This window comes from Stenotrophomonas sp. WHRI 8082 (assembly GCF_040223995.2).
Classification (GTDB): Bacteria; Pseudomonadota; Gammaproteobacteria; order Xanthomonadales; family Xanthomonadaceae; genus Stenotrophomonas.
Genome location: NZ_CP167826.1, coordinates 2,506,933 through 2,527,270, shown reverse-complemented (window position 1 = coordinate 2,527,270; position 20,338 = coordinate 2,506,933). Strand labels below are relative to the sequence as shown.

Below are 20,338 nucleotides of genomic sequence, written 5' to 3'. Positions count from 1 at the left end.
CGGCGCTACCGATATGACATGGCATGGCATCATCCCGACGATGCCACTCTCCACTTTCCTGCTGGTACTGGTCGCCGCCGCCCTCCACGCCAGCTGGAACGCCATCGTCAAACGCGGGCCCGACAAACAGCTCGGCACCGTAGTGATCACCGCCAGCGCCGCGCTGCTGTCGGCGGTCGTGTTGCCCTTCCTGCCACTACCAGATGCACGCAGCTGGCCGTGGCTCGCAGCTTCGGTTGCCCTGCAGGTCGCTTACTACGCCTTGGTTGCCCGCTGCTACCAGCAGGTCGACATGAGTGTGGCCTATCCGCTCATGCGCGGCTGTGCGCCGATCCTCGTGGCCATGGCGGCTCTTGTTCACGGCGAGCAACTGCCGCTATCGGCGTGGAGTGGCATCGTGCTGGTCAGCATCGGCATCCTCGGCATGGCGCTGGGAACCCACAGGGCGCATTGGGGACTGCCGCTGCTGACTGCCTGCATGATCGCGACCTACACGCTGGTCGACGCCCACGGTGCACGTCTGTCCGGCAATGCGCTCAGCTATACCCTGTGGCTGTTTCTTTTGTCAGGCCTGCCACTGACCATGCGCGCTCTCATGCAGCGGCGTGACGCGTTGCGTGCACATGTATGCGCGCATTGGCGGCTGGGCTTGATCGGTGGCATCGGCACGACGACGTCCTATGCCATCGCACTATGGGCTATGACCCAGGCGCCGGTCGCGATGGTCTCGGCGTTGCGCGAAACTTCGATCCTGTTCGCGCTGCTGATCTCTGCGTTTCTTCTGGGCGAACGCGTACCGCGCGGACGATGGATAGCAGGTGGGGTGATCGTCGCCGGCGTGATCCTGCTGCGGGTTGCATCCTGAAGGAATCCGGGATCAGCGGGTGACGAACATCATCCGGCGGGTGACCGCCGCTGGCCGTCATGGGCTTCGGGTGGACCGCTGCGCTCGCCGAGCATGGCTCGGCGCTACTGGCGACCGCGCGCGTGCCGTGGGTGGGGGGCAACGGCTGGGTGCGGCGCGGATGCCGGGGTCGGATGAACGACGGCGGGTTGCGGCGCGGGTACCGTGTCGGATGGACGACGGCGGGTTCGGCGCGGCGATTGACCGTGGTAGAGCCGACTTCAGTCGGCTGGTAGTCAACGTCAGCCGACTGAAGTCGGCTCTACCGGTCGGCTCTACCAATCGGCGCTATCCACCGACCCTGCCTGTTACAGCGGTGGCATCGTGTCGATGTCATCGGCCACTATCTCGATGGCCATCACCAGCGCGTCTTCGCGCCCCTCTGCGGCGGGGTAATAACGCGGGCGACGACCGATCTCGTTGAAGCCTTCGCTGTGGTACAGCGCCAGCGCCGGTGCGTTGGACGGCCGTACTTCCAGAAACACGCGGCGCACGCCGCGGTCGCGCGCCAGGCCGACGATGGCCCGCAGCAGCAGTCGCCCACGGCCACCGGTCTGGCTCAACGGATCCACACAGATGTTCAGCAGATGGGCCTCGTCGGCGGCGATGCTCAGCAGCGCATAGCCCATCAGCAACCCATCCTCCTCCAACGCCAGCCCCGGATAGCCGGCGCGCAGGCAGTCCAGGAAGATGCCGCGCGTCCACGGATAGGGATAACCCCGCACCTCGATCGCCATGACGGCGTTGAGATCACTTTCGCGCAGCGCACGCAGGCTGGCCCGTCCCGGGCTGATCAACGCACTCATGCGCCCGGCTTCCGGCGCAGCGCGCGCAACTGCGGCCACAGCGCGCGCTTGGCCGCCGCATTGCCACGCAGGGTGTCCAGCGGCCAGCTTTCCATCAGGGCCTGCGTCGCCGGGTCGTTGGGATTACAGCCGGAGGCGCGCAGCAGCGCCATCTGCAGGCGGTCAGGCAGGCGGACGGCCGGCTGCCGGGGCGTGCCGGTCACGCCCCCGGGCGCGTTGGGTTCTTGCGCTACCTGGGCAATCGGAGCGGCCGGGCGGGGCCGCGGCGGCGGGCGGGGCTTGCCATCGGCAGATTCGTCGGCCGGCGCGGGCGGTGCACGCCGAGGCGGCGCCGCCATGGGCGCCACGCTGATGCGGACGGCGTCGTCGGACCGCTGCGGCGGTCGTGGACCGTCGCTGGCATCGGCATGGGTAGCGGCAACAGCCTCCAATGCCACGGCCAATGCACTGTCGTGCAGCACGGTGTAGCCCATCGCCTGCAGCCAGGCTTGCTGGGCAGGCGTCCACACAGCCGACGCGCCCCCGCTCACGCGGCGTCCGAACGCTTGCGCAGGCGCTGCAGGGCCCACATCAGGGGACCTGACAACGCGTAAATGATGCCGACCGCGAACAATACGCGGGGCAGGTCTATCACCGCGATTGCGATGCCGATCGGCAACAGCGCAAGCACCAGGAACGGCACGCGGTCGGCGCGGGGGCCTTTCGCGCCACCGCCCTTGAAGCTCCAGAAGCGGATGCGGCTGACCATCAGCAGGGCCGCGACCAGCGTCACGCCCAAGGCAACGTAACGCAGCTGATCGCCACTCCAGCCGAGCTGCCCATCGGCAAATGCCCAGACAAACGACATCATCAGGCCCGCCGCAGCCGGGCTGGCGAGGCCGACGAACCAGCGCTTGTCGACCACCGCCACCTGGGTATTGAAGCGTGCCAGCCGCAGCGCGGCGCATGCGGCGTACAGGAAGGCGACCGCCCAGCCGACCCGCCCCAGCAGTTCCCCGTCGAACTTCAATGACGACAGCGACCAGTGGTACATCACCAGCGCCGGTGCCATGCCGAAACTGACAAGGTCGGCCAGCGAATCGTATTGGACGCCGAACTCGCTGCTGGTGCCGGTGAGCCGGGCGACCCGGCCATCCAGCCCATCCATGATCGCCGCGACGAACACCGCGATGCTGGCGTAGACGAAATCACCGTTGGCGGCGGCGATGATGGCGTAGAAGCCAGCAAACAGGCCCGCCGTGGTGAACAGATTGGGCAGCAGGTAGATGCTGCGTGAGCGGGGCGGGGGGGTAATGGGATCCATGCCCCGAGTTTAATCGACTTGCCAGCCGACGGCGGCAGTGCTGCAATCACGCTTTCCCGCCAGCCCGGCCCGGAGTCGTCATGCGTACCCTGATCTGCTTGAGTTTCCTCCTGCTGGCCACGTCTCCCGCCATGGCTGGCCAGGTCTATAAATGGAAGGATGCCAACGGGGTTACCCAGTATTCGGAGAATCCGCCGTCGGGCAAGAAGTTTGAAACCCGTCAGATCACCGGCGATGCCGGAAACCGTGTGCCCGCCAGCGCTGCACCGGCGGAAACCCCAGTTGCCCCGCAGTGCGCCACGGCGCGCGCGAACCTGGCCCTGCTCGATGGCAGCGGCGCGGTCATGCAGGACACCGACGGCGATGGCAAGGCGGACAGCCCACTGGACGATACCCAGCGCCAGAACCAACGCGCCCTCGCCGAAGCCGCCGCAAAGGCCTACTGTCCGCAGGCCTGAGCACGGGCCGATCCCCACGGCAGGCGCCGGGCTGGCAGAATAACGGCTTCCGCCGTTAGATGATGCCGACGATGCGCCTGTCCCAGTTCCACCTGCACACCACCAAGGAAACCCCCAGCGACGCCGAGCTGACCAGCCACCGGCTGATGCTGCGCGCGGGGATGATCCGCAAGCTCGCCTCCGGCCTGTACACCTGGTCGCCGCTGGGCCTGCGCGTGCTGCGCAAGGTCGAGCGCATCGTGCGCGAGGAAATGGATCGTGCCGGTGCGGTCGAACTGCAGATCCCCACCATCCAGCCGCGCGAGCTGTGGGAGGCCACCGGCCGTTGGGAAAAGTTCGGCCCGCAGTTGCTGAAGATCAAAGACCGCAAGGAGCAGGAGTTCTGCTACAGCCCCACCGCCGAGGAAGCGATCACCGATTTCGCGCGGCAGGAGCTGGCCAGCTACAAGCAGCTGCCGGTCAATTTTTACCAGGTGCAGACCAAGTTCCGCGATGAGATCCGCCCGCGTTTCGGGGTGATGCGCGCGCGCGAGTTCCTGATGAAGGATGCGTATTCCTTCCATCTGCATGACGCCGACCTGGTGCGCGAATACGAAAACATGAAGGCGGCCTACACCCGCATCTTCACCCGCCTCGGCCTGGATTTCCGCATGGTGCAGGCCGACTCCGGCGCCATCGGGGGCGACGCGTCGCAGGAGTTCCACGTCATCGCCGATTCCGGTGAGGACGCGCTGGTGTTCTCTACCGGCTCGGACTACGCCGCCAACATGGAAGCCGCCATCGCGGCCGAACCTGCTGCACGCGCAGCGGCCAGCGAGTCCCTGCGCAAAGTGGAAACGCCCACGCAGAAAACCTGCGAAGACGTGGCTGCGCTGCTGGGCCTCCCCTTGCAGCGCACGGTGAAGTCGGTGGCGTTGATGACCGCCGAAGGCTTCGTGCTGGCCTTGGTCCGTGGCGACCACGAGGTCAATGAAATCAAACTGTCCAAGGTCGCCGGGCTGGCCGACCAGCGGTTCGCCAGCGAAGCGGAGATCGCCGATTACCTCGGCAGCATTCCCGGTTTCCTGGGGCCGGTGGCGCCGAGCAAAGGCATCCGCGTCATCGCCGATCCGGAAGTCGCTGCACTGGCCGATTTCGTCGTCGGGGCCAACGAGGCCGGCTTCCATCTGGCCGGCGTCAACTGGGGACGTGACCTGCCGGAGCCGGAGATCGCCGATATCCGCAATGTGCGCGCCGGTGACCGCGCACGCGACGGCGGCGAGCTGAAAATCGCCCGCGGCATCGAAGTGGGCCATGTATTCCAGCTGGGTCGCCAGTACGCCCAGGCATTGAATGCCACGGTGCTGGATGAGAATGGCAAGGCCGCGGCGATGACGATGGGCTGCTACGGCATTGGTATCTCGCGGATCGTCGCTGCGGCGATCGAGCAGAATCACGACGACGCCGGCATCATCTGGTCCGACGCGATGGCGCCGTGGCAGGTAGTGGTCTGCGTGATCAATCCGAAGGGCGACGAGACCGTCGCGGCGGCGGCAGGCGAACTGCTGGAAAGCCTGCGCGGGGCCGGCTTGGACGCGGCGCTGGATGACCGCGGCCTGCGTCCCGGCGCGATGTTCGCGGACATGGAACTGATCGGCGTGCCGCATCGCATCGTCGTATCCGAACGCGGTCTGGCTGCCGGCACTTACGAATACCGCGCGCGCCGGGCGACCGAGGCGGAGAGCCTGGATCGCGACAGCCTGATGCGCAAACTGCTGGGTTAATGATGAAAGGCCGGGATTATCCCGGCCTTTTCATTTTCCCCATCGCCCTCACCGATTCACGATTTTGTTTGTGCTTGCCGGAAATGCGCATTACTCTTGGGCCCGAGCCACGGACTGGCAGACCCTTCCCTATTATCTGGAGCACTGCATGAGTATTGATCTGACCGGTCTGTCGGCACGCGAACTTGGCGCACTGATCCGCACCGCCAAGAAGCAGCAGACCATCGTCGCCAAGCGCCGCCCGATCACCAAGGTGCGCGCACAGCTGGAAAAGCTGGCGAAGGTTGAGGGCTACAGCATCGAAGAACTGTTCGGTGGCGCTCCCGCCCCGCGCGCCCGCAAGGCCACGACCAAGGCCCCGTCGAAAACCGCCGGCCGCAAGCTGGGCAAGGTGGCACCGAAGTACCGCAACCCGGCCAACACCAAGGAAACCTGGACCGGCCGTGGCAAGCAGCCGCGCTGGTTGGCCGAGCTGACGAGCAAGGGCAAGAAGGTCGAGGAATACCTGATCAAGAAAGCCTGAAAAGGCCCATCGATCTGAAAAACGCCGGCTGCGAAGCCGGCGTTTTTTTATGCCCTATCTCTTTCATACGCGGCCTGGCAGTCACCGGATCGTGTCCGAGGGCCGGGCGGGGAGGCTATGCGGGGCCTTGAGCGGCAGGAGCCGCGAAGAGCTACATGGACGTACTTGCGCGTGCCCCGCATAGCCTCCCCGCCCGGCCCTGCCCCGGACAGCTACCGAACAAGCTGCCAGCCGCGAGGGGGCCCAGCCCGTTCGCCACCGTTACAACGTCTTGCGCGCCGGTATCAGCAGATTGCCGAACAACAACCCCGCCACCAGCGCCATCACCACGTTGAGCACCGTCAGGAACACCCCCTGCCCCGCCCCCACGTCCTGCTGCTGCACCAAGGTCAGCACCCCGCGCAGACTGGTACTGCCGGGCACCATCATGATGATGCCCGGCAGGCGGATGATCGCCCCTGGCCGCTGCACCACGCGACCAAACAGATTGCCCGCCGCAGTGAGCAGCATCGCCGACAGGAAGATGCCCGCAGGCGCCCCCCATGCATGGCCGGCGAACTTGGAGATCGCATAACCCGCCACACAGGCGGCCAGCACCCACGGGAAGTCCCGACGGCTGGCCTTGAACAGCATGGCGAAAGCGATCGCAGCGATAAGCAGCGCACTCCATTCCACCCACGCCCCCTGCGGACGCGACGCGCGCACCACCGGATCCAGGCCGATCACGTCAGCCAGCGTCACCGCGATCATCGCGCCGACGGTGAGCTTCATGATCGTGGTCAGCGCACCGGCCACCCGCGCCGTGCCGGACACCCAATGTTGGCTGGCCAGTTCATTGACTGCGTTGGTCAGCGACATACCCGGCAACAGGATCACCAACGACGCGATCACCACCGTGTTGAGGTTCAACGCACCCACGTAAGTCGCCACAAGCGTCGCTACCAGGCCCGCCAGCAGCGCCGCCAACGCTTCACTGGCTTCCTTGGTTGCCGCGCGCTGGCTGGTCCAGCGCCCCAACAGGCCGATCAGCAGGCCGATCACGCCAGCGGTCGCGATATCCAGCCAAGGCAGCTTCCACAGGCCCGCCACGCCGGCCGCGCCCAGGCTGTAGGACAGCACTTCCTTGATCTTGCCGCGCATGCCGGGGTCGGCATCGAGTTGGCGCAGCGCGGTATGCCCTTGCGCCAGACTCATGCGCCCGTTGGCCACGTCCTCGGCGATCCGATCGGCCACACTGAGCTTGTGCAGGTCGTTCTCGCCCGGTGCCAGGCGGATCACCCGGGTGATGTCGCTGGAGCCGATGGCCTTGGCCGGGTCGCTGAAACTGAGGATGATGCCGGTCGGGTTCGACCACGGCTCACAATCCAGCCCCAGCTGCTGCGCCAACGCCACCACGGCCGCCTCCAGGCGCTGCGCCGTCGTTCCATAGCTGTGCAGGCGTCCGGCGATTTCGCAGACGAAGGCCACCCGCTGCGCATAGGTGGCCGGGGGCGAGGTGATGGGAGAGGCGTCGACAGGCATGCGCGGTAGTATCACCCAGCCCCGCCCCGTGCAGAAGGACATTCGGACAGGACCTACGCTGCATGCGACATGCACACGCTATGCTGCATCCTTGATGCCCACCATGACCACCGACACCGCACCCCAGATCGAAATCGACGCCGACCAGCCCGGCAGCATCCGCTTGTCCGGACACTGGACGCTGCATACGGCGCTGCAGTCGGCCGAGGTCCTGCGCGACCTGCCCCAACCGCTGACCCGCATCGATGCCACCGGCATCGACCAGTTGGACTCGGCCGGCGTGCTGCAACTGCTGCGCGTCGCGCACCGCGCTGACCTGCAGCCCGATGCCGTGCAGTTCCGCGAGGACCATCAGGCCCTGGTCAGCACCATCGAAGAGGTGGCCGATGACCGGCCCAAGAAGAAACGCGATCTCGGTGTACTGGCCGCACTGGAACGTCTGGGCCGCAGCATGCACGCTACCGGACAGAACATCGTCGCGCTGGCCAGCTTCCTTGGTGAAAGCCTGGTCAAGGGCGCCCGGCTGGTCAAGGAACCGCGTCGTTTCCGGCTGACCGCCACCGTGCATCAGATGGAACAGGTCGGCCTGGACGCCGTCCCGCTGGTGGCCCTGCTCTCCTATCTGGTCGGCGCGGTGATCGCCTTCCTCGGCTCGACGATCCTGCGTGACTTCGGCGCGGAGATCTACGTGGTGGAGCTCGTCAGCATCGCCTTCCTGCGTGAGTTCGCGGTACTGCTGACCGCCATCGTCCTCGCCGGCCGCACCGCCAGCGCGTTCACCGCGCAGATCGGTGCGATGAAGGCACGCGAGGAGATCGATGCGATGCGCACGCTCGGCCTGGACCCGATGGACCTGCTGGTGCTGCCGCGCATCGTGGCCCTGCTCATTACGCTGCCGCTGCTGACCTTCATCGCGATGATCGCCGGCCTGGCCGGCGGCATCACCGTCGGCGCCTTCGACCTGGATATCCCGCCGCAGATGTACATCGCGCGCATGTACGACACGATGGAAGTACGCAACATGCTGGTCGGCCTGTCCAAGGCCCCCGTGTTCGCCTTGGTGATCGGCCTGATCGGCTGCCTGGAAGGCCTGAAAGTCGAAGGCACCGCGCAGTCCGTCGGTGAGCGCACGACGTCCAGCGTGGTCCAGGCCATTTCGCTGGTGATCATCCTCGACGCCTTCGCGGCGCTGTGGTTCATGCAGGTGGGCTGGTGACCGTGGACGAATTGAACGCTACTCCCCCTCCCGCCGACGACGAACGCAGCGGCGATGAGGGCAACCTCGCGATCCGCGTGCGCGGGCTGGTGAATCGCTTCGGCACGCAGACTGTGCACGAAGACCTGGACCTCGACGTGCGTCGCGGCGAGATCCTGGGCGTGGTCGGTGGCTCGGGCACCGGTAAATCGGTGCTGATGCGCTCGATCCTGGGCCTGCGTACACCGGACGAAGGGCAGATCGAAGTATTGGGGCGGGATGCACGCGGCGGTGACGCCGAAAGCCGCCTGCACATCCAGCGCAACACCGGTGTGCTGTTCCAGGATGGCGCGTTGTTCTCGTCGCTGACCGTGGGCGAGAACGTGCAGGTGCCACTGAAAGAACATCATCGCGAATTGCCGGAGCGCTGGCATTACGAGCTGGCCCTGCTCAAAGTGAAACTGGCCGGCCTGCCGGCGGATGCGATCAACAAGCTGCCATCGCAGTTGTCCGGTGGCATGCGCAAACGTGCCGGCCTGGCACGTGCGCTGGCACTGGACCCGCCGCTGCTGTTCCTGGACGAACCCACCGCCGGACTCGACCCGATCGGCGCGGCCGCGTTTGACCGCCTGATCAAGACCCTGCAGGAAGCGCTGGGCCTGACCGTATTCCTGATCACACACGATCTGGACACGTTGTATGCCATCTGTGACCGGGTGGCGGTGCTGGCGGACCGCAAGGTCGTGGCCAACGCACCGCTGGCCGAGATCGAGAAACTGGACCATCCGTGGATCCAGGAATATTTCCACGGACCTCGTGCGCGTGCCGCGCGCGGCGAACAGACCGAGAGTGCCTGAGTCATGGAAACAAAAGCCAACTACGTGCTGATCGGCGCGTTCACCCTGATCACCGGCCTGGCCCTGCTGGCCTTTGGCCTGTGGGCAGCCAAATACTCGTCCGACCGGACCTGGCAGGAGTACCGCGTGGTCTTCCGTGAAGCGGTGACCGGTCTGACCGTCGGCAGCCCGGTGCAATACAACGGTATCGCGGTGGGCTCGATCACCGAGCTCAGCCTGGTGCCGGATGACCCGCGCCAGGTGGTCGCCAAGATCCGCCTGAACTCCACCACCCCGGTAAAGACCGACACACGCGCCAAGCTGGCCATCACCAGCCTGACCGGCCCGTCGATCATCCAGCTCAGTGGCGGCACCCCGCAGTCGCCAGCGTTGACCTCGGTGAACAAGGATCCGTACCCGATCATCCCGACCACGCCGTCGGCGCTGCAGAACATCACCGACGTGGCCAACCGCATCGTCGAGCGCATGGACCAGGTGCTGAGCGACCGCAACGTGGCCGCGATCAACGCCACGCTGGCCAACATCGAAACCATCAGCGGCGGCCTCGCCGACCGCGACCAGGGTACCCAGGCCCTGCTGCTCAGCGCGCGCAATGCCGCACGCAGCCTGGATGAAACCCTGAAGACCACCAACGGCACCATGAAGCGTCTGGATCAGAATCTGGTGCAGCAGCTGCCGGGCATCATCGACAAGCTGGACGCCACGATGACCAAGATGGATTCGGCGGCCGGCAATGCCGATTCGATCCTTGGCGAGAACCGCGCGGCGATCAACAGCTTTGCCAGCGATGGCCTGGGCCAGCTGGGCCCGACCCTGACCGAACTGCGCGGGCTGATCCGCGATCTGCGCCGGGTCAGCGACCGTCTTGAGAACAATCCCGCGCGCTACCTGCTCGGCCGCGACGCACCGAAGGAGTTCGAACCCGAATGAACCGCATGCCATCCCTGTCCCTGACGCGCCTGCTGCTGCCGGCCGCCCTGCTGGCCAGCCTGGCCGGTTGTTCGATCCTGGCGGGCGGCGATCGCAACGCCGTGACCATCTATGCGCCTGCCCTGCAGGTCAAGGTCGACCCGTCCTGGCCGACCGTGGCCTGGCAGCTGGTGCTGTCCAAGCCAAGCGCGACGCGCATGGTCGACAGCCCGCGCATCAACGTGCGGCCTACGCCGGCCGAGCTGGAAATCTACAGCGGTGCCACGTGGGCACAGCCGGCCACCGACATGATGGAAGACGCGCTCCTGCGCGGCTTTGAGGATTCCGGCCGCATCGCCGGCGTGGCCCGATCCGCCGCTGGCATTCGTGCCGATTACCGCCTCGCCACCGATATCCGCCGGTTTGAATCGGACTACCGGGGCCAGCCGACACCGACGGTGCTGATCGAGATCAACACCAAGCTGATTCACGTCGTAGACCAGCGCGTGGTGGCCGACCGTACGTTCCGCCAGGAACAGCCGGTGGGCAGCACCGACGTGCCGGCCGTCGCGGCCGCATTCGAGCGCGGTATGAACGCGCTGACGGCGGAGGTGGTGGGCTGGGCGTTGACGACGGGGAAGCAGGATACGGACGCCAGTCTGCTGCATTGAGGATCCGGTCGTGCCGGCCGCTGGCCGGCAGCCACGGACCGGCGATGGCATAATCCGGGCCTGCCCTGTCTGGTCCTTTTGATGCCTCTTTCGACGTCCATTGCGGTCTGTACCTACAACGGCGAGCGCTTCCTCAAGGAGCAGCTGGACAGCCTGCTGGCACAGACGCAGTTGCCGGACCAGATCGTCATCCGCGATGACGTGTCGGGTGATCGAACGGTTGAGATCCTGCGCGCTTTCGTACCCGTGGCGGAAGCGCTGGGGATCGCGGTGGACCTGCAGGTCAACCCTCGTAATGTCGGCTACCGATGCAACTTCGATGGCGCGCTGCGCGCGTGCACGGGCGAGGTCATCTTCCTGTGCGATCAGGATGATGTCTGGCATGCGGACAAGCTGGCGCGCATGTGTGCGGAGTTCGAGATGCGGCCTGGACTGCTCGCACTGCACACGAATGCGCGGCTGATTGATGGGGGCGGCAAGGTGCTGCCACGGAGCTTGTTCCGATCGCTGAAAGTGGGTACACGCGAGGTGCGCCAGATGCATCAGGGTGCCGGGCTGACCCTGCTTTTCAAGCGTGACATGGTCACCGGTGCCACCATGGCATTTCGTCACATCGTGCTGGCCGACGCGCTGCCGCTTCCTGAGTCAGGATGGGTGCATGATGCATGGATCGTGACATTGGCCGCCATGCGTGGCGACGTAGACACCCTGGACTTTCCCTTGGTCGATTATCGTCTCCATGACAGTAATCAGCTTGGCTTGGGTGGCAATGATCCTATGCGCCCTGCCGAGAGACGCCAGCAGCATCTGCAACAGGATCTTTCAGCCGACCTGCTGACTCGCGCGCAACAGCTTCACTTGCCTGCATCCATCCGGGCACTGATCAAGCAGAAGCAGCAACACATAACGAACCGGGCCAACCTTCCCCTGTCCCGTTTCCGCCGTATCCCTGTGGTGCTTGAAGAATTGTTTGCAGGCAACTATCAGCGCTTCGGTCGAGGTGTTCTGTCAGCTGCAGTCGACCTGATCCGCTGAAGCGTAGAAACGATCCGCATCCGCACGCATCTAGCTCGTCGGCAAAATGCAGCGGAACGTCAGGTTGATACGCTCAGCCTGCTCACCCGCGGCTTTTGGCAACGCGTGCTGATAGTGCCGCTGCGTAGCGCCCGACATCATGAACAGGTCACCGTTGCCCAACAGGTACTCGGCCTTTCGCGCATGCTCTTCGCGTCGCCGCAGCAGGAAGCGTCGCGATGCCCCCAGGCTCAGCGAAGCGATCACCGGTGCATGCCCCAACTCCGGCTCATCATCGCTGTGCCAGCCCATGCTGTCTGCGCCGTTGCGGTACCGGTTCAGCAGCACGCTGTTGAAACGCGCACCCAGCGCATCCTGCAGCCGATCGCGCACCGGCAGCAGCAGTGCACTCCACGGATGGGGCTGAAAGTCAGCGCCCGAATAGCGATAGCGGGCATCCGGATCGCCCATCCAGCAGCTCAACCGGGGCGAATCGGCCCAGCGACCAAACATGCGGATGCGATGGACTTCCCACGGTATGTCGTGCAGCAGTGCGACCAGCAGTTCATGCGCCTGTGCCGACGGCAGCCACCCCGGAAGGTGGCGGACATCGGCATCGGGCAGGTCCTGTGGGAACAGCAAGGCCGTCAGGCGCGCTTGAACGGCGCGCCGGTCTTTTCAAGCAACTCGGCCTCTTCGACACCCGGCGCGGTTTCCACCAACACCAGTCCGGCGTCGGTGACATCGAAGACTGCCAGGTCGGTGATGATGCGGTCGACCACGCCCACCCCGGTCAACGGCAGCGAGCACGCCTTCAGGATCTTGTGTTCGCCGTTCTTTGCGGTGTGCTCCATCAGCACCACCACGCGCTGCACGCCAGCTACCAGGTCCATGGCGCCGCCCATGCCCTTGACCATCTTGCCGGGCACCATCCAGTTGGCCAGGTCGCCACTATCGGTCACCTGCATGGCGCCCAGGATGGCCAGGTTCACATGCCCGCCGCGGATCATCGCGAAGCTGTCGTCACTGCCGAAATAGCTGGCACCGGCGCGCGCGGTCACTGTCTGCTTTCCGGCATTGATCAGGTCCGGATCGATCTCGGCTTCTGTGGGGAACGGGCCGATCCCCAGCAGGCCATTCTCGGACTGCAGCCAGACATCGACACCCTCCGGAATATGATTGGCGACCAGGGTCGGCAGGCCGATTCCCAGGTTCACGTACGCACCGTCGGTCAGTTCGCGGGCCGCGCGGGCCGCCATTTCGTCACGGGTCCAGGCCATGTCAGGTGTTCTCCGTACGGACGGTGCGCTGTTCGATGCGCTTTTCAGGATGCGCGTTGTGCACGATGCGATGCACGTAGATGCCGGGCAGGTGCACCTGGTCCGGGTCGATGCTGCCCACCGGTACCACCTCTTCCACCTCGGCGATGCAGACCTTGCCGGCCATCGCGCACGCCGGATTGAAATTGCGCGCCGTGCGGCGGAACACCAGGTTGCCGGCTTCGTCCGCCTTCCACGCTTTGATCAACGCCACATCCGCACGCAGTGCGGTTTCCATCACGTAGTGGCGGCCATCAAACTCGCGGGTCTCCTTGCCCTCGGCAACTACCGTGCCGTAGCCGGTGGCGGTGAAGAACGCCGGGATGCCCGCGCCACCGGCGCGCAGACGCTCGGCCAGCGTGCCCTGCGGGTTGAACTCCAGCTCCAGCTCACCGGCCAGGAACTGCCGCTCGAACTCCTTGTTCTCGCCCACGTAGGACGAAATCATCTTGCGGATCTGCCGGGTGGCCAGCAGTTGCCCAAGGCCGAATCCGTCCACGCCGGCGTTGTTGGAGATCACGGTCAGGCCGGTGACACCACTGTCCCGCAACGCGGCGATCAGGGCCTCGGGGATGCCGCACAGGCCGAAGCCGCCCACCGCAAGGGTCTGGCCGTCGGCGACCACGCCCTGCAGCGCAAGCGCCGCGCTGGCATGTCGTTTGTCACGCTTGCTGCCGGTACCGGGAATATCCATGGCATTACTGTTCCGCACGGTAAGGATGAGGGCATTCTACCGGCACCCCGGTGCGCGGCTGGGGTGCGACGCAGCATTTGCCGCGATGGGCACAGTTCGTAAACTGATGATCCCGGGCACGGCCTGCACTCTGATGTGCTGCCAGGTGCCGACCTGCTGGACCATTGCTGATGCCTGCCCTGTTCAATGAAGTTGATCTGTATCGCTGGCTCGACGACCGCACCATCACCAAGGCGGTGGCCTACCTGGATCGGGTGCACGACCTGCGCACGGAAGGGGACATGCTGCGTGCTGAAGTAGAGGGAACGGACACCCGGCCCTATCGCGTTGCCATCGACCTGCGGACCAGCCTGCGTAACCCACTCAGTCGCCTGCACGGCCGCTGCAGCTGTCCGGTGGGCGACAACTGCAAGCATGTGGCCGCGGTCATGATGCGGGCCCTGCACGGGCCCGAGGAAGAAAGCGAGGTGGGGTTGCCACAGGATGCGCAACTGGTGCGCGCCGAGCTGCTCACCCGCCTGTCGGAATGGCATGACCAACACGCCGAACGCACGGGATCGCAGACCAGGAAACCGAACCCCAAAGGCATCGCCTTCGTACTTTCCGTGTTCCAGTTTCGCCTCGGCATCCACGCCTACCGGGTGAGAAAGACGGCGGACGACACCGTGCAACGGGAGAAGCTGCTTGAGATCACGCCGGACCTGTTCTTGGACCCCCCAGGCTATCTTTCGCAACAGGACGTCGCGGTGCTGGGTCAGCTCTGGTTGCGCCAGCAGCGCAAGAGCAACCAGCGCGTCGCAATGCAGCCCCTGCTGGATATGATCCTGGCCTCCGGCCATGGCGGGGTAAGCTACTCCGACAGCAGGCAGGTCCTGCCCCTGCGCGTAGGGCCCGCGCGCAAAGGCCATCTGGCGTGGGAGCCGACCGAGAATGAGATGGTTGGGTGGTTACGGCCCGTGTTGCGGGTGGACGGCGACGTCGATGGTGCGGTGGGGGATCATTTCGCCTGCTACCTCGACGAACGTACCGGCGAGATAGGCCCACTGGATCTTTCGGTGGCCAGCGAGGATGCCGACGCGTTTCTTGGTCTGCCGCCTCTGCTGCCCGACGAACATGCGCTGACTGCGCAGATGCTCCAGCAGCTGGACGCTGCCCTGCCCCTCCCGCCGTCCACGGCTGATGCGCTACCCATCGCCCAGGTCGACGGCATGATTCCGCACCTGATGCTGCATACCGAAGAACAGCAACATGCGTGGGGTGCGCGCAGAGGGCAGGCGCAACGCGTCGAGTTCGCCACCGTCTCCTTCGCCTATGGCGACCACTTCAAGCACCTGGATGACTCCTCGCGCTTCGTGCGTGTTGGGGACGGAACCGTTGAGCTGCTGCCACGCGACACGGCCGAGGAAGCCCGGCGCGAGAGCGAGCTTCGCCGCAGCGGGCTGCATCGCCATCCCCATTCACCGGCCCTGCTCAGCGGGGCCGGGCCCCATTTTCACCTGCGCTCCTACGACTGGGGCAGCTTCATGCTGCATGAGCTGCCCAAGCTGCAGGCGCTGGGGTGGGTGATCACCGTACCGGAGGATTTCCGCCATCGGATCACCGTGGTGGACAGCGTGCTCTGGGATGTAGAGCTCGACGGCACGGCAGCGGGTTGGATGACGGTCGCACTGGACATCGAGGTAGATGGCCACACGGTTGCACTCGCCCCGATGCTGGCGCAGCTGCTGCAGAGCGATCCGCGCTGGACGCGTGGGCCACTGGATGCGATCGACGATGACGAACGCATCCTGATTGCGTCCACCGACGCCGGTGCGCTGTCCTTCCAGGCGAAGCGGCTGAAACCCGTCGTTGCGCTGCTCGGCGACCTGCTCGACAAGGGGGCGGGACCGCTGCGAATTTCCGCGCGCGACAGGGGGCGTCTGCAGGCCCTGCAACAGTCCGGAAGCCTGCAGCTGCGCGGTGCCGTCGATACCCGCGCGATGGTGCAGCGGCTGCTGCAGGAACCCACGCCGAAAGCCGTTGCGGCACCGGTCGGGCTGGCAGCCGTGTTGCGCCCCTATCAGCTGGACGGCCTGGCCTGGCTGCAATACCTGCGCCAGCAGGAACTGGGCGGCATCCTGGCCGATGACATGGGCCTGGGCAAGACGCTGCAGACCCTCGCGCACGTGCTGCTGGAGAAAGAGAGCGGGCGGCTGGACCGGCCTGCTCTGGTGGTCATGCCGACGTCGCTGCTGTTCAACTGGCAGGAAGAGGCCGCACGCTTTGCACCCGATCTGCGCGTGCTGATCCTGCATGGCCCTGCCCGTGAAGCGCTGTTCGAACAGATTCCCGCCCACGACCTGGTGCTGACCACCTACCCCCTTGTCTGGCGGGATGAGGCCGCACTACAGGCGCATCCTTACCATCTGCTGATACTGGACGAAGCCCAGCAGGTGAAGAATGCCAAGGCACGCGCGGCGATCACCCTGCGCACGCTGCAGAGCCGACATCGGCTGTGTCTGACCGGTACGCCCCTGGAAAACCACCTGGGCGAACTGTGGACCCACATCGACTTCGTCCTGCCTGGCCTGCTCGGTAGCGAGAAACTGTTCAACCAGCACTGGCGCCATCCAATCGAGCGCAGCGCTGACGCCCAGCGCGCCCAGTTGCTGGCGCAGCGGGTGCGCCCGTTCATCCTGCGCCGACGCAAGGACCAGGTCGCGACCGAACTGCCACCCAAAACGGTGATCACACGACACGTGGCACTGGAAGGCAGCCAGCGTGACCTGTACGAGACCGTGCGCTCCGCCATGCAGGAAAAAGTGCGGGAGGCCGTCACCGGCAAGGGATTGGCGAAGAGCCACATCGTCGTGCTCGACGCACTGCTGAAGCTGCGTCAGGTCTGCTGCGATCCACGCCTGTTGCCCGGTGACGCCGCGCCACGGACGCAGGGGTCAGCCAAACTCGACCTGCTGATGACGCTGCTGCCGGGGATGGTGGAGGAAGGCCGAAGCATTCTGGTGTTCTCGCAGTTCACGCGCATGCTGGAGCTGATCGCGCAGGCGCTGGATAAAAGTGGCTTGGCGTTTGTGACCTTGACCGGCGACACCCGTGACCGCGCCACCCCGGTGCGCCGGTTCATGCAGGGAGAGGTGCCGATCTTCCTGATCAGCCTCAAGGCAGGTGGTGTCGGCCTGAACCTGACAGCGGCCGATACGGTCATCCACTTCGACCCCTGGTGGAACCCGGCCGCCGAGAATCAGGCCAGCGACCGCGCCCATCGGATCGGCCAGGACAAGCCGGTCTTCGTCTACCGGCTGATCGCCGCTGGCAGCATCGAAGAACGGATCACCGAACTGCAGCAGCGTAAAGCGTCGCTGGCGGATTCGATCCTCGAAAACGGCAGCGCGTCGGGGCCCGGCTTCAGCGAGAGTGACCTGAATGCGTTGCTGGAGCCCTTACCGGGGGCACCGGCAAAAAAGGGCAAGGGCGTGCGGAAGGCGGCTCATGAATGACCCACCTCCGAGCCGGTGCCGGGTCTCGATGACAACGGTTCGCCTACACATCGGCGTATAGACTACAGAGCTGGCCCCCCAAAGGAACTGACTCCATGCCCCTTCCCGCTTTCAAAGCCTATGACATCCGCGGCCGCGTGCCGGACGAACTCAACGAAGACCTTGCCCGCCGCATCGGCGTGGCGCTTGCGGACCAGCTGGAAGCCGGGGCCGTGGTTGTCGGCCACGATGTGCGCCTGACGAGTGGGGCCTTGCAGGATGCGCTGGTCGTGGGCCTGCGCGGTGCCGGTCGCGAGGTCATCGACATCGGGCTGTGCGGCACCGAAGAGGTGTACTTCCAGACCGACCACCTGCAGGCCGCCGGTGGCGTCATGGTCACCGCCAGCCATAACCCGATGGACTACAACGGCATGAAGCTGGTGCGCGAACACGCCCGTCCGATCAGCTCGGACACCGGCCTGTTTGCCATCTCCGACGCCGTGGCGGCCGACACCGCAGGCGCACTGCCGCCGGTCGGTGGACAGAGCGAGCAGCACGACAAGAGCGCCTACATCCAGCACCTGCTGTCGTATGTGGATGTCGCCGCGATGAAACCACTGAAGCTGGTGGTCAACGCCGGCAACGGCGGCGCAGGCGCCATCGTCGACCTGCTGGCCCCGCACCTGCCGCTGGAGTTCATCCGCATCAACCATGAGCCGGATGGCAACTTCCCCAACGGCATTCCCAATCCGCTGCTGACGGAAAACCGCGCCGCCACCGCAGAAGCGGTGCGTGAACATGGGGCGGACTTCGGCATCGCGTGGGATGGCGATTTCGACCGCTGCTTCTTCTTCGACCATACCGGCCGTTTCATCGAAGGCTATTACCTGGTCGGCCTGCTGGCACAGGCGGCATTGAAGCGCCATCCGGGCGGCAAGGTCGTTCACGATCCGCGCCTGACCTGGAATACCGTAGAGATGGTCGAACAGGCCGGCGGCATTCCGGTGCTGTGCAAGAGCGGCCATGCTTTCATCAAGGAAAAGATGCGCGCCGAAGATGCGGTGTACGGCGGCGAGATGAGTGCGCACCATTATTTCCGCGAGTTCGCCTATGCCGACTCCGGCATGATCCCCTGGCTGCTGATTGCCGCACTCGTGTCGGAAAGCGGCAAGTCGCTGGCCGAGTGGGTGGAAGACCGCATGGCCGCCTATCCCTGCAGCGGCGAGATCAACTTCAAGGTGGCTGATGCCAAGGTGGCGGTGGGTCGCGTGATGGAACACTTCGCTTCGCACGCGCCCGCGCTGGACCACACCGACGGCATCAGCGCCGATTTCGGCGAATGGCGCTTCAACCTGCGCAGCTCCAATACCGAGCCGCTGCTGCGTCTGAACGTGGAGACGCGGGGTGATGCGGCGCTGCTCAAGGCGCGCACCGATGAGATCGCCACGCTGCTGCAGCAGTAAGCCAAGGACGCACCGAAACGCGATGAACAAGATCCAGCCCGTCATCCTCTCCGGCGGCTCCGGCACGCGCCTGTGGCCGCTGTCCCGCGAAGCGTATCCCAAGCAGTTCCTGCCGCTGGCAGGCGAACTGACCATGCTGCAGGCAACGTGGGAGCGCGTGGCGCCGATTGCCGCACGCGGTCCGCTGGTGATTGCCAACGAAGAGCATCGCTTCGTTGCCGCAGAACAACTGCAGCAGGTGGGTGCCGAGCCTGCCGCGATCATCCTGGAACCGGTGGGACGCAACACGGCTCCCGCCATTGCCGTGGCCGCTTTGGAAGCTACCCGTGACGGCGCCGATGCGCTGCTGCTGGTGCTGCCCTCCGATCACGTGATCACCGATGCCGCTGCGTTCCGCGTCGCGGTGGAACAGGCCGCCAGCGAGGCCGACGCAGGCAAGCTGGTGACCTTCGGCATCGTGCCGACCGGCCCGGAAACCGGGTACGGCTACATCAAGGCCGCACCCGGCGATGGCGCACGGGCGGTGGAGCGATTCGTCGAGAAGCCAGATCTGGCCACGGCCACCGATTACGTTGCCACCGGCGAGTATTACTGGAACAGCGGCATGTTCCTGTTCAAGGCATCGCGTTACCTGCAGGAGCTTGAACGTTTCCAGCCGGCGATGCTGGCCAGCAGTCGTGACGCGTGGGAGAAGTCGCGGCGCGATGCAGACTTCACCCGGCTGGACAGGGAGGCCTTCGCAGCGGTTCCGTCGGATTCCATCGATTATGCGGTGATGGAAAAGACCGCCGACGGCGTGGTCGTGCCGCTGGACGCGGGCTGGAACGACGTGGGTTCATGGACCGCACTGCGCGATGTATCGCAGCAGGACGGCGACGGCAACGCGCACCAGGGCGATGTCATCGCGATCGACTGCCGCAACACCTACGCCTACGGCCAGCGCCTGGTGGCGATGGTCGGGCTGGACGATGTGATCGTCGTGGAAACGGACGACGCCGTCCTGGTCGGCAAGGGCGACCGCATGCAGGAGATCAAGGCGGTCGTGGCGCGTCTGAAAGCGGAAGGACGCAGCGAAGCCACCTGGCATCGCAAGGTGTACCGCCCGTGGGGCGCATACGATTCCATCGACAGCGGCGCGCGCTTCCAGGTCAAGCGCATCACGGTGAAGCCGGGTGGCACGCTGAGCCTGCAGATGCACCATCACCGTGCCGAACACTGGATCGTGGTGAGTGGCACAGCCGAGGTCACGCGTGGTGAAGAAGTGCTGTTGTTGAGCGAGAACCAGAGCACCTACATCCCGCTGGGCGTGACCCACCGCCTGCGCAACCCGGGACGCCTGCCGCTGGAGCTGATCGAAGTACAGTCCGGCAGCTACCTTGGCGAAGACGATATCGTGCGCTTCGAGGATACGTACGGTCGGCAGTAGCCGACCTTGCCTCCGCGCATTCCACCTTACCGCCCTCTG

The 20,338-nt window shown here is 65.5% G+C and carries 18 protein-coding genes and 1 pseudogene; 12 read left to right on the top strand and 7 right to left on the bottom strand.

Translation table 11 applies throughout. From position 1 onward, the window contains the following. The first annotated feature begins 40 nt into the window (after positions 1 to 40). On the top strand, positions 41 to 865 hold the full coding sequence (locus ABRP17_RS11060) for a DMT family transporter (protein ID WP_349985013.1): 825 nt from the start codon (positions 41 to 43) through the stop codon (positions 863 to 865). Positions 866 to 1,212: 347 nt separating this feature from the next. Here ABRP17_RS11060 and rimI read toward each other — a convergent pair whose 3' ends face one another. Genes rimI through pssA form a run of 3 tightly spaced genes read right to left on the bottom strand, consistent with a single transcriptional unit; the run spans position 1,213 to position 3,013 of the window. Further along, positions 1,213 to 1,710, bottom strand: coding sequence for a ribosomal protein S18-alanine N-acetyltransferase (gene rimI / locus ABRP17_RS11055; RefSeq protein ID WP_349985012.1), 498 nt, complete (start codon positions 1,708 to 1,710; stop codon positions 1,213 to 1,215). After that, complete coding sequence (locus tag ABRP17_RS11050) at positions 1,707 to 2,240, bottom strand: hypothetical protein (protein WP_349985011.1); 534 nt, start codon at positions 2,238 to 2,240, stop codon at positions 1,707 to 1,709. The genes rimI and ABRP17_RS11050 overlap by 4 nt, the downstream gene beginning before the upstream one ends. Continuing rightward, complete coding sequence (pssA, locus tag ABRP17_RS11045; protein ID WP_349985010.1) at positions 2,237 to 3,013, bottom strand: CDP-diacylglycerol--serine O-phosphatidyltransferase; 777 nt, start codon at positions 3,011 to 3,013, stop codon at positions 2,237 to 2,239. The genes ABRP17_RS11050 and pssA overlap by 4 nt, the downstream gene beginning before the upstream one ends. 80 nt (positions 3,014 to 3,093) lie before the next feature. On the opposite strand from pssA, the gene ABRP17_RS11040 reads away from it, so the two are divergent. From ABRP17_RS11040 to ABRP17_RS11030, 3 genes and pseudogenes are all read left to right on the top strand, one after another. Then, the gene (locus tag ABRP17_RS11040) at positions 3,094 to 3,471 is read left to right on the top strand and encodes a DUF4124 domain-containing protein (RefSeq protein ID WP_349985009.1); all 378 of its coding nucleotides are present in this window, start codon (positions 3,094 to 3,096) and stop codon (positions 3,469 to 3,471) included. Between the two features lie 71 nt (positions 3,472 to 3,542). Further along, positions 3,543 to 5,234 carry a proline--tRNA ligase gene (locus tag ABRP17_RS11035; protein WP_349985008.1) on the top strand — a complete coding sequence of 564 codons (1,692 nt, stop codon included), beginning with the start codon at positions 3,543 to 3,545 and terminating at the stop codon, positions 5,232 to 5,234. Between the two features lie 148 nt (positions 5,235 to 5,382). Further along, a pseudogene (locus ABRP17_RS11030) lies at positions 5,383 to 5,751 on the top strand (H-NS family nucleoid-associated regulatory protein); the annotation flags it as partial. A 267-nt stretch (positions 5,752 to 6,018) separates the two neighbouring features. On the opposite strand, the gene ABRP17_RS11025 reads toward ABRP17_RS11030, so the two are convergent. Continuing rightward, a complete protein-coding gene (locus ABRP17_RS11025) occupies positions 6,019 to 7,278 on the bottom strand; it encodes a threonine/serine exporter ThrE family protein (protein ID WP_188326012.1) in 1,260 nt (419 codons plus the stop codon). 103 nt (positions 7,279 to 7,381) lie between these two features. Between ABRP17_RS11025 and ABRP17_RS11020 the strand changes: the two genes are divergently transcribed. The 5 genes from ABRP17_RS11020 to ABRP17_RS11000 all read left to right on the top strand — a co-directional run bounded on the left by ABRP17_RS11020 (position 7,382) and on the right by ABRP17_RS11000 (position 11,945). After that, positions 7,382 to 8,494 carry an ABC transporter permease gene (locus ABRP17_RS11020; protein ID WP_372486753.1) on the top strand — a complete coding sequence of 371 codons (1,113 nt, stop codon included), beginning with the start codon at positions 7,382 to 7,384 and terminating at the stop codon, positions 8,492 to 8,494. An 11-nt stretch (positions 8,495 to 8,505) separates the two neighbouring features. Further along, the gene (locus ABRP17_RS11015) at positions 8,506 to 9,330 is read left to right on the top strand and encodes an ABC transporter ATP-binding protein (RefSeq protein WP_349985075.1); all 825 of its coding nucleotides are present in this window, start codon (positions 8,506 to 8,508) and stop codon (positions 9,328 to 9,330) included. 3 nt (positions 9,331 to 9,333) lie between these two features. Beyond that, positions 9,334 to 10,260 (top strand): MlaD family protein, encoded by a 927-nt coding sequence (locus ABRP17_RS11010; RefSeq protein ID WP_188326010.1) that lies wholly within the window; start codon positions 9,334 to 9,336, stop codon positions 10,258 to 10,260. Positions 10,261 to 10,265: 5 nt separating this feature from the next. Next, positions 10,266 to 10,910, top strand: a complete 645-nt coding sequence (locus ABRP17_RS11005; protein ID WP_349985006.1) for an ABC-type transport auxiliary lipoprotein family protein — start codon at positions 10,266 to 10,268, stop codon at positions 10,908 to 10,910. Between the two features lie 81 nt (positions 10,911 to 10,991). Beyond that, entirely contained in the window at positions 10,992 to 11,945 is a 954-nt protein-coding gene (locus ABRP17_RS11000) for a glycosyltransferase family 2 protein (RefSeq protein ID WP_349985005.1), read from the top strand. A gap of 30 nt (positions 11,946 to 11,975) precedes the next feature. On the opposite strand, the gene ABRP17_RS10995 is transcribed toward ABRP17_RS11000, so the two are convergent. From ABRP17_RS10995 to ABRP17_RS10985, 3 genes are read right to left on the bottom strand one after another with little or no spacing between them, the layout of a single operon-like run. Next, positions 11,976 to 12,566, bottom strand: coding sequence for an alpha-ketoglutarate-dependent dioxygenase AlkB (locus ABRP17_RS10995; protein ID WP_349985004.1), 591 nt, complete (start codon positions 12,564 to 12,566; stop codon positions 11,976 to 11,978). A 5-nt stretch (positions 12,567 to 12,571) separates the two neighbouring features. Further along, entirely contained in the window at positions 12,572 to 13,204 is a 633-nt protein-coding gene (locus tag ABRP17_RS10990; protein ID WP_192096263.1) for a CoA transferase subunit B, read from the bottom strand. 1 nt (position 13,205) lies between these two features. Continuing rightward, on the bottom strand, positions 13,206 to 13,937 hold the full coding sequence (locus tag ABRP17_RS10985) for a CoA transferase subunit A (protein ID WP_349985003.1): 732 nt from the start codon (positions 13,935 to 13,937) through the stop codon (positions 13,206 to 13,208). A gap of 170 nt (positions 13,938 to 14,107) precedes the next feature. Here ABRP17_RS10985 and ABRP17_RS10980 point away from each other — a divergent pair, with 170 nt between their 5' ends. The 3 genes from ABRP17_RS10980 to ABRP17_RS10970 all read left to right on the top strand — a co-directional run bounded on the left by ABRP17_RS10980 (position 14,108) and on the right by ABRP17_RS10970 (position 20,299). Continuing rightward, positions 14,108 to 17,431, top strand: a complete 3,324-nt coding sequence (locus ABRP17_RS10980) for a DEAD/DEAH box helicase (RefSeq protein WP_349985002.1) — start codon at positions 14,108 to 14,110, stop codon at positions 17,429 to 17,431. A 95-nt stretch (positions 17,432 to 17,526) separates the two neighbouring features. Beyond that, positions 17,527 to 18,873: a phosphomannomutase gene (locus ABRP17_RS10975; protein WP_349985001.1), complete on the top strand. Its 1,347-nt coding sequence runs from the start codon at positions 17,527 to 17,529 to the stop codon at positions 18,871 to 18,873. Positions 18,874 to 18,895: 22 nt separating this feature from the next. Beyond that, complete coding sequence (locus tag ABRP17_RS10970; protein ID WP_349985000.1) at positions 18,896 to 20,299, top strand: mannose-1-phosphate guanylyltransferase/mannose-6-phosphate isomerase; 1,404 nt, start codon at positions 18,896 to 18,898, stop codon at positions 20,297 to 20,299. Positions 20,300 to 20,338: the final 39 nt, after the last annotated feature.

Coding starts and splice junctions, on each gene's coding strand:
- ABRP17_RS11060 (WP_349985013.1), top strand. CDS start 41: ATGCCACTCTCCACTTTCCTGCTGGTACTGGTCGCCGCCGCCCTCCAC.
- rimI (WP_349985012.1), bottom strand. CDS start 1,710: ATGAGTGCGTTGATCAGCCCGGGACGGGCCAGCCTGCGTGCGCTGCGC.
- pssA (WP_349985010.1), bottom strand. CDS start 3,013: ATGGATCCCATTACCCCCCCGCCCCGCTCACGCAGCATCTACCTGCTG.
- ABRP17_RS11040 (WP_349985009.1), top strand. CDS start 3,094: ATGCGTACCCTGATCTGCTTGAGTTTCCTCCTGCTGGCCACGTCTCCC.
- ABRP17_RS11035 (WP_349985008.1), top strand. CDS start 3,543: ATGCGCCTGTCCCAGTTCCACCTGCACACCACCAAGGAAACCCCCAGC.
- ABRP17_RS11025 (WP_188326012.1), bottom strand. CDS start 7,278: ATGCCTGTCGACGCCTCTCCCATCACCTCGCCCCCGGCCACCTATGCG.
- ABRP17_RS11020 (WP_372486753.1), top strand. CDS start 7,382: ATGACCACCGACACCGCACCCCAGATCGAAATCGACGCCGACCAGCCC.
- ABRP17_RS11010 (WP_188326010.1), top strand. CDS start 9,334: ATGGAAACAAAAGCCAACTACGTGCTGATCGGCGCGTTCACCCTGATC.
- ABRP17_RS11005 (WP_349985006.1), top strand. CDS start 10,266: ATGCCATCCCTGTCCCTGACGCGCCTGCTGCTGCCGGCCGCCCTGCTG.
- ABRP17_RS11000 (WP_349985005.1), top strand. CDS start 10,992: ATGCCTCTTTCGACGTCCATTGCGGTCTGTACCTACAACGGCGAGCGC.
- ABRP17_RS10990 (WP_192096263.1), bottom strand. CDS start 13,204: ATGGCCTGGACCCGTGACGAAATGGCGGCCCGCGCGGCCCGCGAACTG.
- ABRP17_RS10985 (WP_349985003.1), bottom strand. CDS start 13,937: ATGGATATTCCCGGTACCGGCAGCAAGCGTGACAAACGACATGCCAGC.
- ABRP17_RS10980 (WP_349985002.1), top strand. CDS start 14,108: ATGCCTGCCCTGTTCAATGAAGTTGATCTGTATCGCTGGCTCGACGAC.
- ABRP17_RS10975 (WP_349985001.1), top strand. CDS start 17,527: ATGCCCCTTCCCGCTTTCAAAGCCTATGACATCCGCGGCCGCGTGCCG.
- ABRP17_RS10970 (WP_349985000.1), top strand. CDS start 18,896: ATGAACAAGATCCAGCCCGTCATCCTCTCCGGCGGCTCCGGCACGCGC.